The 16,669-nt window shown below is 60.6% G+C and carries 12 protein-coding genes and 1 pseudogene; 8 read left to right on the forward strand and 5 right to left on the reverse strand.

Features of this window, described 5'->3' with window-relative positions; genetic code table 11:
- Window positions 1–39: 39 nt before the first annotated feature.
- The 6 genes from ACA071_RS24860 to ACA071_RS24885 all read left to right on the forward strand — a co-directional run bounded on the left by ACA071_RS24860 (window position 40) and on the right by ACA071_RS24885 (window position 9,728).
- Window positions 40–1,395 (forward strand): imelysin family protein, encoded by a 1,356-nt coding sequence (locus ACA071_RS24860; RefSeq protein WP_497641540.1) that lies wholly within the window; start codon window positions 40–42, stop codon window positions 1,393–1,395.
- A gap of 286 nt (window positions 1,396–1,681) precedes the next feature.
- Window positions 1,682–3,109 (forward strand): di-heme oxidoreductase family protein, encoded by a 1,428-nt coding sequence (locus tag ACA071_RS24865; RefSeq protein WP_497641541.1) that lies wholly within the window; start codon window positions 1,682–1,684, stop codon window positions 3,107–3,109.
- Window positions 3,110–3,138: 29 nt separating this feature from the next.
- Complete coding sequence (locus ACA071_RS24870) at window positions 3,139–4,203, forward strand: imelysin family protein (RefSeq protein ID WP_497641542.1); 1,065 nt, start codon at window positions 3,139–3,141, stop codon at window positions 4,201–4,203.
- Between the two features lie 14 nt (window positions 4,204–4,217).
- Window positions 4,218–5,315, forward strand: coding sequence for a DUF1513 domain-containing protein (locus tag ACA071_RS24875; RefSeq protein ID WP_497641543.1), 1,098 nt, complete (start codon window positions 4,218–4,220; stop codon window positions 5,313–5,315).
- A 215-nt stretch (window positions 5,316–5,530) separates the two neighbouring features.
- Window positions 5,531–6,679: an efflux RND transporter periplasmic adaptor subunit gene (locus ACA071_RS24880; RefSeq protein ID WP_497641544.1), complete on the forward strand. Its 1,149-nt coding sequence runs from the start codon at window positions 5,531–5,533 to the stop codon at window positions 6,677–6,679.
- A 13-nt stretch (window positions 6,680–6,692) separates the two neighbouring features.
- The gene (locus ACA071_RS24885; RefSeq protein ID WP_497641545.1) at window positions 6,693–9,728 is read left to right on the forward strand and encodes a multidrug efflux RND transporter permease subunit; all 3,036 of its coding nucleotides are present in this window, start codon (window positions 6,693–6,695) and stop codon (window positions 9,726–9,728) included.
- A gap of 158 nt (window positions 9,729–9,886) precedes the next feature.
- Here the strand turns inward: ACA071_RS24885 and ACA071_RS24890 are convergent, their stop codons facing one another.
- The 5 genes from ACA071_RS24890 to colR all read right to left on the reverse strand — a co-directional run bounded on the left by ACA071_RS24890 (window position 9,887) and on the right by colR (window position 13,659).
- A complete protein-coding gene (locus tag ACA071_RS24890; RefSeq protein WP_133838174.1) occupies window positions 9,887–10,114 on the reverse strand; it encodes a hypothetical protein in 228 nt (75 codons plus the stop codon).
- Between the two features lie 2 nt (window positions 10,115–10,116).
- A complete protein-coding gene (locus ACA071_RS24895) occupies window positions 10,117–10,830 on the reverse strand; it encodes a lipopolysaccharide kinase InaA family protein (protein WP_497641546.1) in 714 nt (237 codons plus the stop codon).
- 4 nt (window positions 10,831–10,834) lie between these two features.
- Window positions 10,835–11,503, reverse strand: coding sequence for a class I SAM-dependent methyltransferase (locus ACA071_RS24900; protein ID WP_497645380.1), 669 nt, complete (start codon window positions 11,501–11,503; stop codon window positions 10,835–10,837).
- 202 nt (window positions 11,504–11,705) lie between these two features.
- Window positions 11,706–12,986, reverse strand: a complete 1,281-nt coding sequence (locus ACA071_RS24905; protein WP_497641547.1) for a sensor histidine kinase — start codon at window positions 12,984–12,986, stop codon at window positions 11,706–11,708.
- A complete protein-coding gene (gene colR / locus ACA071_RS24910; RefSeq protein WP_054045155.1) occupies window positions 12,976–13,659 on the reverse strand; it encodes a two-component system response regulator ColR in 684 nt (227 codons plus the stop codon). The genes ACA071_RS24905 and colR overlap by 11 nt, the downstream gene beginning before the upstream one ends.
- A gap of 201 nt (window positions 13,660–13,860) precedes the next feature.
- Between colR and ACA071_RS24915 the strand changes: the two are divergent.
- Together ACA071_RS24915 and ACA071_RS24920 are read left to right on the forward strand one after the other, a co-directional pair.
- Window positions 13,861–15,808, forward strand: a pseudogene (locus ACA071_RS24915) (LTA synthase family protein).
- 54 nt (window positions 15,809–15,862) lie between these two features.
- A complete protein-coding gene (locus tag ACA071_RS24920; protein ID WP_497641548.1) occupies window positions 15,863–16,606 on the forward strand; it encodes a phosphatase PAP2 family protein in 744 nt (247 codons plus the stop codon).
- The last annotated feature ends 63 nt before the right edge of the window (window positions 16,607–16,669 follow it).

Consider the following 16,669-nt stretch of genomic DNA (forward strand, 5'->3'; position numbering starts at 1 on the left):
CAGCGCCATTCCACCCCCAATCGAAGCAGGATGTTCGCCATGATTCGTATGCCTCTGGCTACCGCCAGTCTGTTGGCCATCGCTATTTCCCTCGCCGGTTGCGGCGAAGGCAAAGACAAGGCTGCCGCTCCACAAGCGCCTACTCCGGCCGCCAGCACCGCGACGCCAGCAGCTCCAGCTGCTGCGCCAGCCGCCGCCGGTAAAGTCGACGAAGCCGCCGCCAAAGCCGTGGTCGCGCATTACGCCGACATGGTCTTCGCCGTTTACAGCGATGCCGAATCTACCGCGAAAACCCTGCAAACCGCCGTCGACGCCTTCCTTGCCAAACCGAACGCCGACACCCTGAAAGCCGCCAAGGCTGCCTGGGTCGCTGCTCGCGTTCCTTACCTGCAGAGCGAAGTATTCCGCTTCGGCAACACCATCATCGACGACTGGGAAGGTCAGGTGAACGCCTGGCCACTGGACGAAGGCCTGATCGACTACGTCGACAAATCCTACGAGCACGCACTGGGTAACCCGGGCGCCACTGCCAACATCATCGCCAACACCGAAGTCCAGGTCGGCGAAGACAAGGTCGACGTCAAAGACATCACCCCGGAAAAACTCGCCAGCCTGAACGAGCTGGGCGGTTCCGAAGCCAACGTTGCCACCGGTTACCACGCCATCGAATTCCTGCTGTGGGGCCAGGATCTGAACGGCACCGGCCCTGGCGCCGGCAACCGTCCTGCTTCCGACTACCTGGAAGGCAAAGGCGCCACTGGCGGTCACAACGATCGTCGTCGCGCTTACCTGAAGTCCGTGACCCAACTGCTGGTCAGCGACCTGGAAGAAATGGTCGGTAACTGGAAGCCGAACGTGGCCGACAACTACCGCGCCACCCTGGAAGCCGAGCCTGGCGAAACCGGCCTGCGCAAAATGCTGTTCGGCATGGGCAGCCTGTCCCTGGGCGAACTGGCGGGCGAGCGCATGAAGGTTTCCCTGGAAGCCAACTCCCCGGAAGACGAACAGGATTGCTTCAGCGACAACACCCACAACTCGCACTTCTACGATGCCAAAGGCGTGCGTAACGTGTACCTGGGCGAATACACCCGCGTCGACGGCACCAAAATGACCGGCGCCAGCCTGTCGTCCCTGGTGGCCAAGGCCGACCCGGCTGCCGACACCGCGCTGAAAGCCGACCTGGCTGCTACCGAAGCCAAGATCCAGGTCATGGTCGATCATGCCGCCAAGGGTGAGCACTACGACCAGTTGATCGCTGCCGGCAACACCGCCGGCAACCAGATCGTGCGCGACGCCATCGCATCGCTGGTCAAGCAGACCGGTTCGATCGAACAAGCCGCTGGCAAACTGGGCATCAGCGACCTGAACCCGGACAACGCTGATCACGAATTCTGATCAACGCTGGCTGAGTGACTAAAGAGGCGACCTTCGGGTCGCCTTTTTCATGCCCGCCTGACGCGCCTCGCTGTCGCCGATCGTTCCCACGCGCAGCAAAGGAATGCCTCAACGGACGCTCCGCGTTCGGCGGTTGATGTGACGCGGAGCGTCACGGGCTGCATTCCCACGCAGAGCGTGGGAACGATCCGCTGACGCACATCAACCAAACGATAATTCCTCTTATTCAATTTCCCCTGCCCTGTTAGACTTTGCGCCCTTGTTTTGCTCGTCTTCAGGAAGTCTGATGCCGTCGTTGCCTCTTCGCTGGTGCACCCTAATCATGGCCCTGGGCCTGAGTGCCTGCGATGACGCCCCGCGTTTTACCAAGGCCGAACCCGGTGAAGCCCGGTCCGGTGGCAGCGCAACGGTACGCAAGACCGATCAGAACGCGTTTTCCCTGCCGTCTGCCAACCTGCCGCCGTCACGACGGGTGGATTTCAGTGTCGGCAACAGTTTCTTCCGCAGCCCCTGGGTGATCGCGCCGTCGACCACCACCGCCCGGGATGGCCTCGGCCCACTGTTCAACACCAACGCCTGCCAGAACTGCCACATCAAGGACGGTCGCGGTCACCCGCCGACGCCAGACGCCAGTAACGCGGTGTCGATGCTGGTGCGCCTGTCGATTCCCGATTCCCCGGCCTACGCCAAGGTCATCGAGCAAATTGGCGTGGTCCCGGAGCCGGTCTACGGCGGCCAGTTCCAGGACATGTCGGTGCCCGGCGTCGCTCCCGAAGGCAAGGTGCGGGTCGATTACACGCCAGTGCCGATTCGCTTCAAGGACGGCACCGAAGTCGAACTGCGCAAACCGGTGTTGCAGATCACCCAACTGGGCTACGGCCCGATGCACCCCGACACGCGGTTCTCGGCGCGCGTCGCACCGCCGATGATCGGCCTGGGCCTGCTCGAAGCGATCCCCGACGAGGCGATTCTGGCCAATGCCGAGGCCCAGGCCAAAGACAAAAACAGCATTGCCGGGCGCCCGAACCAAGTCTGGGATGACGCCCAGCAAAAAACCGTTCTCGGCCGATTCGGCTGGAAGGCCGGGCAGCCGAATCTCAATCAACAGAATGTTCACGCGTTCTCTGGTGACATGGGCTTAACGACCAGCCTGCGACCCTTCGATGACTGCACCGACGCACAAACCGCCTGCAAACAAGCGCCGAACGGCAACGGCCCGAACGGCGAGCCAGAAGTCAGCGACAACATCCTGCGCCTGGTGTTGTTCTACAGCCGTAACCTCGCCGTGCCCGCTCGCCGCGACATCAATGCGCCGCAAGTGCTGGCCGGCAAGAACCTGTTTTTCCAGGCCGGATGCCAGTCCTGCCACACACCGAAATACACCACCGCCGCCAATGCCGCAGAACCTGAACTGGCCAATCAAGTGATTCGCCCCTACAGCGATCTGCTGCTGCATGACATGGGTGACGGCCTGGCCGACAACCGCACCGAATTTAAAGCCAGTGGCCGCGACTGGCGCACCCCGCCGTTGTGGGGCATCGGCCTGACCCAAGCGGTCAGTGGCCACACCCAGTTTCTGCACGACGGCCGCGCCCGCAATCTGCTCGAAGCCGTGCTCTGGCATGGCGGTGAAGCGACCGCGGCGCAGCAACAGGTTTTGTCTTTCAATGCCGAGCAGCGCGCTGCGTTGCTGGCGTTTTTGAATTCTCTCTAAGCACTTTATAAAAGAATCGGGAGCCCGACATGTTCCGTCCCAAATTGTTGTTCACCAGCCTTGCAGCGCTCGCCCTCGGCGCCTGTTCGCCGCAGGATCCGCAAGCCGTTACCTCGGCGGCCATCGCCAAGCAAGTGATCCTGCCGACCTACAGCCGTTGGGTTGACGCCGACCGTCAACTGGCCGTCAGCGCCCTCGCCTACTGCGAAGGCAAGGCAGACCTTGAAACCGCTCGCAAAGACTTCCTGCACGCGCAGAAGGCCTGGGCCGAGCTGCAACCGTTGCTGATCGGGCCGCTGGCCGAGGGCAACCGTTCGTGGCAGGTACAGTTCTGGCCGGACAAGAAAAACCTCGTTGGCCGTCAGGTCGAGCAACTGGTCACCGCCCAGCCGCAGATCGATGCCGCTGCGCTGGCCAAATCCAGCGTGGTGGTTCAGGGCCTGTCGGCCTACGAATACATCCTGTTCGACAGCAAACCAGACGTGGCCAACGACGCGCAGAAAGCCAAGTACTGCCCGTTGCTGAAAGCCATTGGCGAACGCCAGAAGCTGCTGGCCGAAGAGATTCTGCAAAGCTGGAACAACACCGACGGCATGCTCGCGCAGATGAGCAAATTCCCGAATCAGCGCTACGCCGATTCCCATGAAGCAATCGCCGATCTGCTGCGTGTGCAAGTCACTGCCCTCGACACCTTGAAGAAAAAACTCGGCACGCCGATGGGTCGCCAGAGCAAAGGTGTGCCGCAACCGTTCCAGGCCGATGCGTGGCGCAGCCAGTCTTCCCTGACCGGTCTGGAAGCCAGTCTTGCCGCCGCCAAAACAGTCTGGGAAGGCGTCGACAACAAAGGCCTGCGCGGCCTGTTGCCGAGCGAGCAGAAACCGTTGGCCGACAAGATCGACGCCGCCTATGCCGCCTCGCTCAAACTGTTCGCCAGCAACCAGCGCTCGCTGACCGAAATGCTCAACGACGATGCCGGTCGCCAGCAACTCAACGAAATCTACGACAGCCTCAACGTCGTCCATCGCCTGCACGAAGGCGAACTGGCCAAGGCGCTGGGCATCCAACTGGGCTTCAACGCCAACGACGGTGACTGATGAGGGCGAGTGCCATGCTGCGACGTCAGGCTCTGACTTTAGGTAGTTTGCTGCTGGGAGCAGTGACGCTGGGCGGCTGGACGCTGTTCAAACACAAGGACAAGAGCCCGCTGCTGCTGTCGGCGCGGGACGATACCGACGGCAAGCATTACGCCGTCGGTTATCGGCTGGACGGCACGCGGGTGTTCGCCACCGAGGTCGGCCAGCGCTGCCACGACATCATCAATCACCCGACCTTGGCGATTGCGCTGTTCGTTGCCCGTCGTCCCGGCACCGAAAGTTATCTGATCGACCTGCGCGACGGCACGCTGCTGCAAACCGTGACGTCGCAGCCGAACCGGCATTTCTACGGGCACGCGGTGATTCACAAGGATGGCGAGTTCTTGTACGCCACCGAGAACGACACGTTCGATCCGGGTCGTGGCTTGCTGGGTGTGTATAAGTTCGAAGGCGAGCGACTTATCCACAGCGGCGAAATTCCCACCCACGGCGTCGGCCCGCATCAGGTGTCGTGGATGCCCGACGGCGAAACCCTGGTGGTGGCCAACGGCGGGATTCGCACCGAGGCCGAGAGCCGGGTCGAGATGAACCTCAACGCCATGGAGCCAAGCCTGGTGCTGATGCAGCGTGACGGCACACTGTTGAGCAAGGAAACCCTCGCCCAGCAGATGAACAGCGTGCGGCACCTGGGGATTGCCAGCGACGGCACCATTCTCGCCAGCCAGCAATTCATGGGGCCGTCCCACGAGTCCTCGGAGTTGCTGGCGATCAAGCGTCCAGGCCAGCCGTTCGTGGCGTTCCCGGTGCCGGAACATCAGTTGCAGGCCATGGGGCATTACACCGCCAGCGTCGCGGTGCACAGCGAACTGCGCCTGGTCGCGCTGACTGCGCCCCGGGGCAACCGCTTTTTCATCTGGGACCTGGACAGCGGCGAAGTGCGCCTGGATGCGCCGTTGCCTGATTGCGCCGGGGTCGGTGCCGTGGCGGACGGGTTTGTCGTGACGTCCGGTCAGGGGCGTTGCCGGTACTACGATTGCCGCCAGACAGATTTGGTTGCAAAACCGTTGGAGCTGCCGGCGGGGCTCTGGGATAACCACCTGCACCTCATCTGAACACGATCTCTGTAGCAGCTGGCGCAGCCTGCGTTCGGCGGCGAAGCCGTCGTAAAACCACACAACGCGGGGCGCCTGACACACCGCGTAGTCGGACCTCACGACGGCTTCGCCGCCGAACGCAGGCTACGCCAGCTGCTACAGTTGGATTCCCCTTACCACTCGGAGTAATGTTCCCGCCTGTCTCACCTGATTTTCTCCAAGGAAGTGGAAATATGCTGCGTCGCCGCATGCTGATCATGTTGGGGGTTGTCCTGCTTATTGTGCTCGCCCTGGGCGGGTACAAAGCCTTTTCGATTTACACGATGATCCAGGGTTTCGCCAAGCCGAAACCGCCCATCAGTGTCGCTGTGGCCACGGCCGCCGAGCAGCCGTGGCAGATGCGCTTGCCCACCGTTGGCACGCTCAAGGCGTTGCAAGGGGTGAACCTGAGCCTGGAGATCGCCGGCACCGTCAAGGAGCTGATGTTCGAGTCGGGGCAGAAGGTCAAGGCCGGGCAACCGCTGCTGCAACTGGACAGCGCCGTGGAGAGCGCCTTGCTGGAAACAGCCCAGGCCGACCTCGGGCTGGCGCAGCTGGATTTCGGTCGCGGCAGTCAGTTGGTCGACAGCCGAGCCATCTCCAAAGGCGAGTACGACCGGCTCTCGGCGCAACTGCAAAAGAACAAGGCCACGGTCAATCAGCTCAAGGCATCGCTGGCGAAAAAACGCATCCTCGCGCCATTCAGCGGGACCATCGGCATTCGGCAGGTCGACGTCGGCGATTACCTCGCCAGCGGCACCATGGTCGCCACCCTGCAGGACCTCAGCAGCCTCTACGTCGACTTCTTCCTGCCCGAGCAATCGGTGCCAAAGATCGCCCTCGGCCAACCGGTCCAGGTCGTCGTCTCGGCCTACCCGGCGCAGAGCTTCCCCGGCACCATCAGTGCGATCAACCCGAAGGTCGAGAACAGCACCCGCAACATCCTGGTCCGTGCCACGCTGGCCAACCCGGATGGCAAGTTGCTGCCGGGGATGTTTGCCAGCCTGCAGGTGATGCTGCCGAATCCGCAGTCGCACATCGTCGTGCCGGAAAGCGCGATCACCTACACCCTGTACGGCAACTCGCTGTACGTGGTCGGACAGAAGAAAGCCGAAGACGGCACAGTGGAAAAAGACGACAAGGGCCAACCGATCCTGATTGCCGAACGACGCTTCATCGAAACCGGCGAACGCCGCGATGGCCTGGTGATGATCAACAAAGGTGTGCAGAGCGGCGAACAAGTGGTCACGGCCGGTCAGATCAAACTGGACAACGGCGCACACATTGCCATCAGCGACGACAAGACCCTGACCGATAAGAACAGTCAGCCACGCACTGACTGATCAAGGAATCCTCATGGCTTTTACCGATCCGTTCATCCGCCGCCCGGTGCTCGCCACCGTGGTCAGCCTGCTGATTGTGCTGCTCGGCTTCCAGGCCTGGAGCAAGCTGCCGCTGCGCCAATACCCGCAGATGGAAAACGCCCTGATCACGGTGACCACCGCCTACCCCGGGGCCAACGCCGAAACCATCCAGGGCTACATCACCCAACCTATGCAACAAAGCCTGGCGAGCGCCGAGGGCATCGACTACATGACCTCGGTCAGTCGTCAGAACTTCTCGGTGATTTCGATCTACGCGCGCATCGGTTCCAACAGCGACCGTTTGTTCACCGAGTTGTTGGCCAAGGCCAACGAGGTGAAGAACAAGCTGCCCCAGGACGCCGAAGACCCAGTGCTGAGCAAGGAAGCGGCGGACGCCTCGGCGCTGATGTACATCAGCTATTTCAGCAAGGAACTGAGCAACCCGCAGATCACCGATTACCTGTCCCGGGTCATCCAGCCCAAACTGGCGACGCTGCCGGGCATGGCCGAAGCCGAGATTCTCGGTAACCAGGTGTTCGCCATGCGCCTGTGGCTGGACCCGGTGAAACTCGCCGGTTTCGGCCTGAGTGCCAGCGACGTGACCAACGCGGTGCGCCAGTACAACTTCCTCTCCGCCGCCGGTGAAGTGAAAGGCGAGTACGTGGTCACCAGCATCAATGCCAACACCGAACTGAAATCCGCCGAGGCCTTCGCCGCGATTCCGCTCAAGGTCGACGGTGACAGCCGGGTGCTGCTCAGCGATGTGGCCCGCGTAGAAATGGGCGCCGAGAACTACAACGCCATCAGCTCGTTCGGTGGCACACCCTCGGTGTACATCGGCATCAAGGCGACACCCGGTGCCAACCCGCTGGACGTGATCAAGGAAGTGCGCAAGATCATGCCGGAGCTGGAAGCCCAGTTGCCGCCCAACCTGAAAAGCGAAATTGCCTACGACGCCACGCTGTTTATCCAGGCCTCTATCAACGAGGTGATCAAGACCCTGTTTGAAGCGGTGCTGATCGTGATCGTCGTGGTGTTCCTGTTCCTCGGCGCCCTGCGCTCGGTGGTGATCCCGGTGGTGACCATCCCGCTGTCGATGATCGGCGTGATGTTCTTCATGCAGATGATGGGCTACTCGATCAACCTGTTGACCCTGCTGGCGATGGTGTTGGCCATCGGCCTGGTGGTGGACGATGCGATTGTGGTGGTGGAGAACATTCACCGGCACATCGAGGAAGGCAAGACACCGCTGGACGCGGCCATTGAAGGCGCCCGTGAAATCGCCATGCCGGTGGTATCCATGACGATCACCCTGGCCGCGGTCTATGCGCCAATCGGCTTCCTGACGGGCCTCACGGGGGCGCTGTTCAAGGAGTTTGCCCTGACGCTGGCCGGGGCGGTGGTGATTTCCGGCATCGTCGCCCTGACCCTGTCGCCGATGATGTGCGCCCTGCTACTGCGCCACGACGAAAACCCCACTGGCCTGGCCCATCGCCTGGACCGGATTTTCGAAGGCCTCAAGCGCCGCTATCAGAGCATGCTGCACGGCACACTCAACACCCGGCCGGTGGTGCTGGTGTTCGCGGTGATCGTCCTTTGCCTGATCCCGGTATTTCTCAAGTTCGCCAAATCGGAACTGGCGCCGGACGAGGACCAAGGCATCATTTTCATGATGGCCAACGCCCCGCAGCCGACCAACCTGGATTACCTGAACACCTACACCGACGAATTCATCACGATCTTCAAGGAGTTTCCCGAGTACTACTCCTCGTTCCAGATCAATGGTTTCAACGGCGTGCAATCGGGTATCGGCGGCTTCCTGCTCAAGCCGTGGAACGAGCGCGGCCGTACGCAAATGCAGATCCTGCCCGAGGTCCAGGCCAAGCTGGGGAGCATTCCCGGCTTGCAGATTTTCGGCTTCAACCTGCCGTCCCTGCCGGGCACCGGTGAAGGCTTGCCGTTTCAGTTCATCATCAACACCGCCAACGATTACGCGTCGCTGTTGGACGTGGCCGATAGGGTGAAAAAACGCGCGCTGGAGTCCGGCAAGTTTGCCTTCGTCGACATCGACCTGGCGTTCGACAAGCCGGAAGTGGTGGTGGATATCGACCGCGCCAAAGCGGCGCAGATGGGCGTGTCGATGCAGGACCTCGGTGGCACCCTGGCGACGTTGCTGGGCGAGGCGGAGATCAACCGGTTCACCATTGAAGGGCGCAGCTACAAGGTTATCGCCCAGGTCGAACGGGCCTACCGGGATAACCCCGACTGGCTGAACAATTACTACGTCAAGAACACCAAGGGCGAACTGCTGCCGCTGTCGACCCTGATCAGCGTGACCGACCGGGCGCGGCCACGGCAGTTGAACCAGTTCCAGCAACTCAACGCGGCGGCCGTGACCGGGTTCCCGCTGGTCAGCATGGGCGAGGCCATTGATACCGTGCGCCAGATCGCCCAGGAGGAAGCGCCGGTGGGTTTCGCCTTTGACTATGGCGGCACGTCGCGGCAATTCGTTCAGGAAGGCAGTGCGCTATGGGTCACGTTCGCCCTGGCGCTGGCGATCATTTTCCTGGTGCTGGCGGCGCAGTTCGAAAGCTTCCGCGATCCCCTGGTGATTCTGGTGACCGTGCCGCTGTCGATTTGCGGGGCGTTGATCCCGCTGTTCCTCGGCTGGTCGAGCATGAACATCTACACCCAGGTCGGGCTGGTGACGTTGATCGGCTTGATCAGTAAGCACGGGATTCTGATCGTCGAATTCGCCAACAAGCTGCGTCGGGACAAGGGCCTGACCCCGCGCGAAGCGGTGGAAGAAGCGGCGGCCATTCGTCTGCGGCCGGTGTTGATGACCACGGCAGCGATGGTCTTCGGCATGGTGCCGTTGATTCTGGCCACCGGTGCGGGCGCCGTCAGCCGGTTCGATATCGGCACGGTGATCGCCACGGGGATGTCGATCGGGACGTTGTTTACCTTGTTCGTATTGCCGTGTGTGTACACGTTGCTGGCTAAGCCTGATAAACCCTCCGCCGCATGATCATTCCCACGCTCCGCGTGGGAATGCCTCTTGTGACGCTCTGCGTCACGCTTTGGGACGCGGAGCGTCCCGGGCTGCATTCCCACGCGGAGCATGGGAACGATCAGCAAAAAAAAGGCCTCGCATCTGCGAGGCCTTTTATTTTGGCTTCAATCTGTTCAACTCTGCGGCCTCAATCCCTGTGAAAGTCCGAACATGAACAGTAACAAGTCATGATCAGGTTGTGTCGCCACGGCTGCCTTGGCAACCCGTGGCAACGGGCAGTGAGCGCCATCGTTCACTGCACTGAGGACTTGCGTGCGGGGCTGCTCCCAAGCCGCCACCGCCAATGAAGCAACTGCCAAGGCTCCTAGAAGAAACACACCTCGTGCAATTTCGAGTTTCATCGCTATAAACCCTTGATAGCGCTGCCAAACGCCGTCTCATAAAAGTAGACCAGATTCTTCCAGTCTGTATCGCTGAACGACGAGTGGCGACGCAATTGCTTCATGTCATGGGCAGCGGCGCGCTGGGCGGTCAAACGCTGGCGGCACTTCTCCAGATCGATCAACGCAATTTCAACAGTGGCCGCTTCGCCTTCGCCGGTCACCCGCACGAACACATGCTTGATGTAGATGCAGCTGTGCTGCCAGCGGCCCTTGTGCATACGGGCCAGGTTCTCGGCCAGTTCCTTGAGGACGCGCTCGTGTACGGCTTCGCCATGACGCTCACGACCGCCACCGGCGTACCAGTGTTCGATTTCCTCAAAGCCGTCCAGCGACTTGGTGACCAGCAAGGCACGCCATTTGTGCACGGGGTCGCGCTGGGCGCCGCAGAACACCATTTCCGGCACACGAACGCCGAGCGCAGTCAAACCAATCAACGCATCTTGCTCGCGCAGCACCGTCGGCCGCCCAAACGGGTGCAGCCAGCTACGATAGATATGCCCGGTCTGACGCTTGGCATACAGCAGTTGCCCGTCGCTGCTCCTGACGCGCTGCACGCCACTTTCCCCGCCGCGACGAACGTTGGGTTCTTCTACCCATTCACCGCGCTGGTTCCAGAAATAGTCGAAGCGGTCTTGGGAAGCGACTTCCGTTTCTGCTGCACATTGCACTGCCATCCTGTTACCTCTTGCGTAATACGTAAACTCGCCACATGGCATAGAGCGGTAAAAAGTCCAGTTGTTCCTGGATACGGAAACCCGCCTGTTCGAACTCCTTTTCAACCGTGGCGGCCGGTAACACAAAGCGATTTTGGTAACCTTCCTGCCCGCGCGCTTTCTCGGCGCGCTTGCGTTTCCAGGCCTTGAAATTGCCATCCACCCACAACGAAATGATCACGCTGTCACGGGTGACACGCTCGAATTCGCGCAAGATAGCCAGTCGGTGCTCGGCTTCCCCGATGTGATGGAGCAATCGCATGCAGAAAATGCTGTCGACGGCGTTATCGGGCAAGGCAATGTCGAATGCAGAAGTGTGCAAGGGTTGTACCCGTTTTACCACTTCGGCCGGCTGCGACTGGGTCGCAATTTTCAACATTGACTCGGAGTTGTCGGCTCCGATGATCACACGGTTGGGTTTTTCCGCCAGTAACGGCCAGAAACGCCCTGCACCACTGGGTAAATCGAGGACCAACCCAGGCTCACCGGCCAGGGTCAGCGCCTTGCGTGCCAATTGCTCGTCACGCCAATGGGACAATCGACGACCGAGACCATCCTTATGCTTGCGCAAGTATTTTTGCGCGTGCTGATCGTCGTATTTTTCCGAAAAATCCAGTTTGATTGGGTCTGCCATCTCAACATCTCCTGAATTGCTGATGACACCCACCTTAGGGAGCGCCGTGTCAGCGTCAGGTCATGACTTTGTGAAAACTTCGTTGGGTACAGCCTGGAAGTATTTCAGGGTTTTACAAGAATTAGACAGTAGCTCGGGGCCACCACCCAATGATCGCTGCCTTCGGTGGGAGGCGGCGAAAGCTGCGATCTTTTTGGCTCAATCAGATTCGCAGCTTACCCAACTCCACCTCAAACCGGCAGCCGTTCGGTTCCATGGTGGTCAGGCTGACGGTCCAGCCCTGGTTCTCACAGATCCGCTGTACCAGCGACAAGCCCAGCCCCAGGCCTTCGCCACGCTTTTCGCTGCCGCGCACGAAGGGCTCGAACATCGCCTCGCGTTTTTCCTCGGGAATACCGACGCCGCTGTCCTCGACCATAAATCCGTTGTTTGTCAGGGAGAGACGAATAAAGCCCGTTTCGGTGTAGTGCAGCGCGTTGCGCAACAGGTTGCCCATCACCGCATGCAACAACGTCGCGTTGTAGCGATTGCTCTGCGGATTGCCTCGCTCGAAGTGCAGCGTCAGCCCCTTGTACTCGATCGGCTCACGCCAAAGGTTGAGCAGCCCGTCGGCGATCTGACTGACCGTCTGCTGCGGGGACATGCTGGCGTCTTCATGCTGGGCGCGGGCCAGCATCAGGAAGGTTTGCACCAGCTCGCGCATTTCCTCACAGGCCCGAGCGATGCGCTCGACCTGAGCGCGACCACGCTGGTCGATACCAGGGTTTTCCAGCAGCAGCTCACAGGAACTGGCCAGGACCATCAGCGGGGTGCGCAGCTCATGGCTGACGTCACTGGTGAACAGGCGCTCACGGGTCAAGGCCTGGCGCAGACGCCCGAGCGTGGCGTCGAAAGCCACCGCCAGTTCGCCCACTTCATCCGCGGCGTAGTCTGGCGCCAGTGGCGGCGCCAAACCCAATAACTGATCGCGGTGGCGTACTTGCCGAGCCAGCCGCACCACGGGCGCCATGACTTTGCGCGCCAGGATCCAACCGAGGAAAACCGCCAGCGCCAGGCTCAAGACGAAGCCCACCAGGACCACGGCAAACAGCACTCGCTCACGCTCTTCGAAATCACTCTGATCCTGCAACAACACATAACGCCGGCCGTCGACGATTTCGACCATCGCGTGATACGACAGCTGTTCGCGAAAGACTTCGTGAAAACCGGGCTCCAGGTGACGCAGGTCCTTGGGCAACTCGAAGTCCCCTGGCCCGCCGCTGAAATAGAACAGTTGGTCAGGCTCCGGGCGGTGGCTCCAGTCCGAAACACTGTCCATTAGCAACAGCCGTTGCAGGTCGCCGCCCAGGCCTGCCGAAATCAGTTTCTCTTCCACCAGGTGCACCGTCGCCACGATGCCCATGGCGAAGGCCCCGGCCACCAATGCGCTCATCAGCGCAAAGGCGATGATGATCCGTTGAGCGAGGCTCTGCTTAAACTCCATCTCGGCCCTCGGCCAAGCGATAACCCACACCGTGCACGGTTTGCAGCAGCGGCTTGGCAAAAGGCTTGTCGATCACCTGGCGCAGTTGATGAACGTGGCTGCGCAGGCTGTCACTGTCCGGGCAATCATCGCCCCACAGGGCTTCTTCGAGGATTTCGCGACGCAGCACGTGGGGGCTTTTCTGCATCAGCACCGCCAGCAACTTGAGGCCGACCGGGTTGAGTTTCAGCAGTCGGCCTTCGCGGGTCACTTCCAGGGTGTCGAGGTCGTAGCTCAGGTCACCGACCTGCAAGGCACGCCGCCCGCCGCCTTGGGCACGGCGCATGACCGCTTCGATGCGCGCCGCCAGCTCGGACAAGGCGAACGGCTTGATCAGGTAGTCGTCGGCGCCGGATTTGAAGCCCTGCAAGCGGTCATCCAACTGATCCCGGGCGGTAAGCATAATCACCGGCGTGTCGCGGCGAGCGTCTTCACGCAGGCGCTTGCACAGGGTGTAGCCGTCGATGCCGGGCAACATGATGTCGAGCACGATCAAGTCGTAATGCTCGGTCGCCGCCAGGTGCAGCCCTGACAAGCCGTCCTGCGCGCAATCCACGGTGTAACCCTTGAGCCCCAGGTAATCGGCCAGATTGGCGAGGATATCGCGGTTGTCTTCAACCAATAAAATTCGCATGGGCACTCCTCCGTACACAGTAACAGCCGTCTTGGCCCGCGCAGCTTACGACCAAGCAGAGCGCAGGGCTAGGGCCGAAGAGCGGATCAATCCATTCCTTCAACCAAATGAATGAGTTAACAAGTTTTTCACTATCGGTTCACAACCTGACTACAGTGTCCCGGTGAAACTCCCGCGCCATTGATATAAGGAATGTAGCCAATGGACATCTTCAAGACGGCGCCTATGCGCTTTCTGCTGCTTGTCACCAGCGCCTGGCTGGTGATTTTCTTTTTGACCCGGACAGTTCTGCTGCTCACTCACCTGGATGAGGCCGGTAGCGGTTTTGTGTCGGTTTTCAGTATTGGACTGCTCTACGATCTGGGTTTCATTGCCTATGCGGCTTTGCCGATGGGTCTCTACCTGCTGCTCTGCCCGCCCGCCCTGTGGCGTCGTCGTGGCCATCGCTGGTTTCTGCAAGCGCTGCTGACCGTCAGCCTGTTTGCCATGCTGTTCACGTCCGTGGCCGAATGGTTGTTCTGGGACGAATTCGGCGTGCGCTTCAACTTTATCGCCGTGGATTACCTGGTGTATTCCGATGAAGTCTTGAACAACCTGCTGGAGTCGTACCCGATCGGCACGCTGCTGAGCATCCTCGCTGTGCTGGCCGTGGCACTGAGTTTCGCGTTGCGCAGGGCCTTTAGCCGCACTGGATGCACCGCTGCCGCCGCTACGCCAACGACTGGTCAACGCCTTGGGCTTGTTGATCGTCGCCGGCCTGAGCCTGCAACTGCTCAGCCAGGACGCACCGCGCGCCCAGGGTGGTAACGCCTACCAAAATGAATTGGCGAGCAATGGCCCGTACCAGTTCTTCGCCGCGTTTCGCAACAATGAACTGGACTACCCGCAGTTCTATAAAAGCCTGCCGCCCGCCACTGTCGCCGGGCAGATCCGCGCCGAACTCAGTGAACCCAACGCGCGCTTTATCGGCGAAGATCCGCAAGACATCCGCCGCATGATCGACAACCCTGGCACCCCACGCACACCCAACATCGTGCTGGTGACCATCGAAAGCTTCAGCGCCAAGTACATGGGCAGCAACGGCGACGGGCGCAACCTGACGCCAAACCTCGACGCGCTGCGTAAACAGAGCCTGTATTTCAACAACTTCTACGCCACCGGCACCCGCACCGACCGCGGCCTGGAAGCCATTACTCTGGCCATCCCGCCTACACCGGGCCGTTCGATCGTCAAGCGTGTGGGCCGTGAAAGCGGTTTCGCCAGCCTCGGCCAACAGCTCGGTGCCGTGGGTTACGACAGCGTGTTCGTCTATGGCGGGCGCGGTTACTTCGACAATATGAACGCGTTTTTCAGCGGTAACGGTTATCGCGTGGTCGATCAGAGCAGCGTCGATGAAGCGCAGATTAGTTTCAAGAACGCCTGGGGCATGGCCGACGAAGACCTGTACAACCAGACCCTGAAACTGGCCGACGCCGACTATGCCAAGCAGCAGCCATTTCTGTTGCAACTGATGACCACCTCCAACCACCGGCCTTATACCTACCCGGACAACCGGATCGACATCAAGTCCGGCAACGGTCGTGACGGCGCGGTGAAGTACACCGACTACGCCATCGGCCAGTTCCTGGAGCAGGCGCGGCAAAAGCCGTGGTTCGACAATACGATTTTCGTGTTTGTCGCCGACCACACGGCAGGCAGCGCCGGCAAGGAGGACCTGCCGATCAGCAACTATCAGATTCCGTTGTTCATCTATGCACCGAAGCTGATCGAGGCCCGGGAAACCGCACAACTGGCCAGCCAGATCGATCTGGCACCGACCCTGCTGGGCCTGCTGAACCTGGACTACCAATCGACCTTCTTCGGCCGCAACCTGCTGCAGGACAATCCGCTACCACCACGTGTAGTGGTCGGCAACTATCAGCATCTGGGGCTGTTCGACGGCAAGGATCTGGCGATCCTGAGCCCACGCCAGGGGCTGCGTCGGCATGACGATGCGCTGACCGAAAGCCGCGAATCGAAGGCCGAGGCCAGCGATCCGTTGATCACCCGCGCCATCACCTATTACCAAACCGCCAGTTATGGCTTCAAGCAACAGCTGCTTGGCTGGAAAGCGCCCAAGGAGGGCGACAACCAAGTCAGCGAACGTTAATCGAAGGGCCCCGGGCTGATGCCCCGGGGCTTTTTCCCAAGTTCAGGATCCACCATGTCATCAACCGTTGTTCGCCCCGTCTCCCGGCCACTCAACTTCTGGGTGTGTCTTGGGGTTCCCGCCATCGCGGCGATCGTTCTGGTGCTGCTCGAACTGACCGATCTGGACATGAATCTGGCCAGGTACTTTTATGACCCGGTGGCCGGTGATTTCATCGGCCGGCACAGTTACTTCCTGGAAGACATTCTGCATGACCGGGCCAAACAACTCGTCATCGCCTTCTCGGTGTTTGCGGTGATTGGTTTTATCTGTGCGTTTTTTGTCGAGAAACTCAAACCGTTCAAACGGGAAATGGGGTGCCTGGTGCTGTCTTTGGCGCTGGCCACGTCCTTTGTCACGCCGGTCAAGGTTGTGACGGCGGTGCAATGTCCCTGGAGCCTGGAACAGTTCGGCGGCCACGAAACCTACAGCGAGCTGCTCAGCCCGCGCCCGCATACCGACAAACCCGGTCGTTGCTGGCCTGGCGGTCATGCGGCCACCGGTTTCACCTTGTTTGCGCTGTTCTTCGTGTTGCGGGATCGACGTCCACGGCTGGCGCGCAAGGCGTTTATCTTTGCCGCCGCATTGGGCACGGTGTTTTCCATTAGCCGGATGATGCAGGGCGCGCACTTCTTCTCGCACAACGTGTGGACGGCGATTTTCTGCTGGTTGATTTGTCTGGGGTCGTATTACTACATCCTGTATCGACCGGCTTCCAAGGTTGAGCGGGTTACCAAGGCAAAACCGGTTAGCGCCTGAAGATCAAAAGACGTTGACCTTATCGAAGGGAATAAAAAACCCCGCCTGCTTTCGCAGGCGGGG

Source organism: Pseudomonas sp. LBUM1646, from assembly GCF_059716165.1.

Coding starts and splice junctions, on each gene's coding strand:
- ACA071_RS24860 (WP_497641540.1), top strand. CDS start 40: ATGATTCGTATGCCTCTGGCTACCGCCAGTCTGTTGGCCATCGCTATT.
- ACA071_RS24865 (WP_497641541.1), top strand. CDS start 1,682: ATGCCGTCGTTGCCTCTTCGCTGGTGCACCCTAATCATGGCCCTGGGC.
- ACA071_RS24870 (WP_497641542.1), top strand. CDS start 3,139: ATGTTCCGTCCCAAATTGTTGTTCACCAGCCTTGCAGCGCTCGCCCTC.
- ACA071_RS24875 (WP_497641543.1), top strand. CDS start 4,218: ATGCTGCGACGTCAGGCTCTGACTTTAGGTAGTTTGCTGCTGGGAGCA.
- ACA071_RS24880 (WP_497641544.1), top strand. CDS start 5,531: ATGCTGCGTCGCCGCATGCTGATCATGTTGGGGGTTGTCCTGCTTATT.
- ACA071_RS24885 (WP_497641545.1), top strand. CDS start 6,693: ATGGCTTTTACCGATCCGTTCATCCGCCGCCCGGTGCTCGCCACCGTG.
- ACA071_RS24890 (WP_133838174.1), bottom strand. CDS start 10,114: ATGAAACTCGAAATTGCACGAGGTGTGTTTCTTCTAGGAGCCTTGGCA.
- ACA071_RS24895 (WP_497641546.1), bottom strand. CDS start 10,830: ATGGCAGTGCAATGTGCAGCAGAAACGGAAGTCGCTTCCCAAGACCGC.
- ACA071_RS24900 (WP_497645380.1), bottom strand. CDS start 11,503: ATGGCAGACCCAATCAAACTGGATTTTTCGGAAAAATACGACGATCAG.
- ACA071_RS24905 (WP_497641547.1), bottom strand. CDS start 12,986: ATGGAGTTTAAGCAGAGCCTCGCTCAACGGATCATCATCGCCTTTGCG.
- colR (WP_054045155.1), bottom strand. CDS start 13,659: ATGCGAATTTTATTGGTTGAAGACAACCGCGATATCCTCGCCAATCTG.
- ACA071_RS24920 (WP_497641548.1), top strand. CDS start 15,863: ATGTCATCAACCGTTGTTCGCCCCGTCTCCCGGCCACTCAACTTCTGG.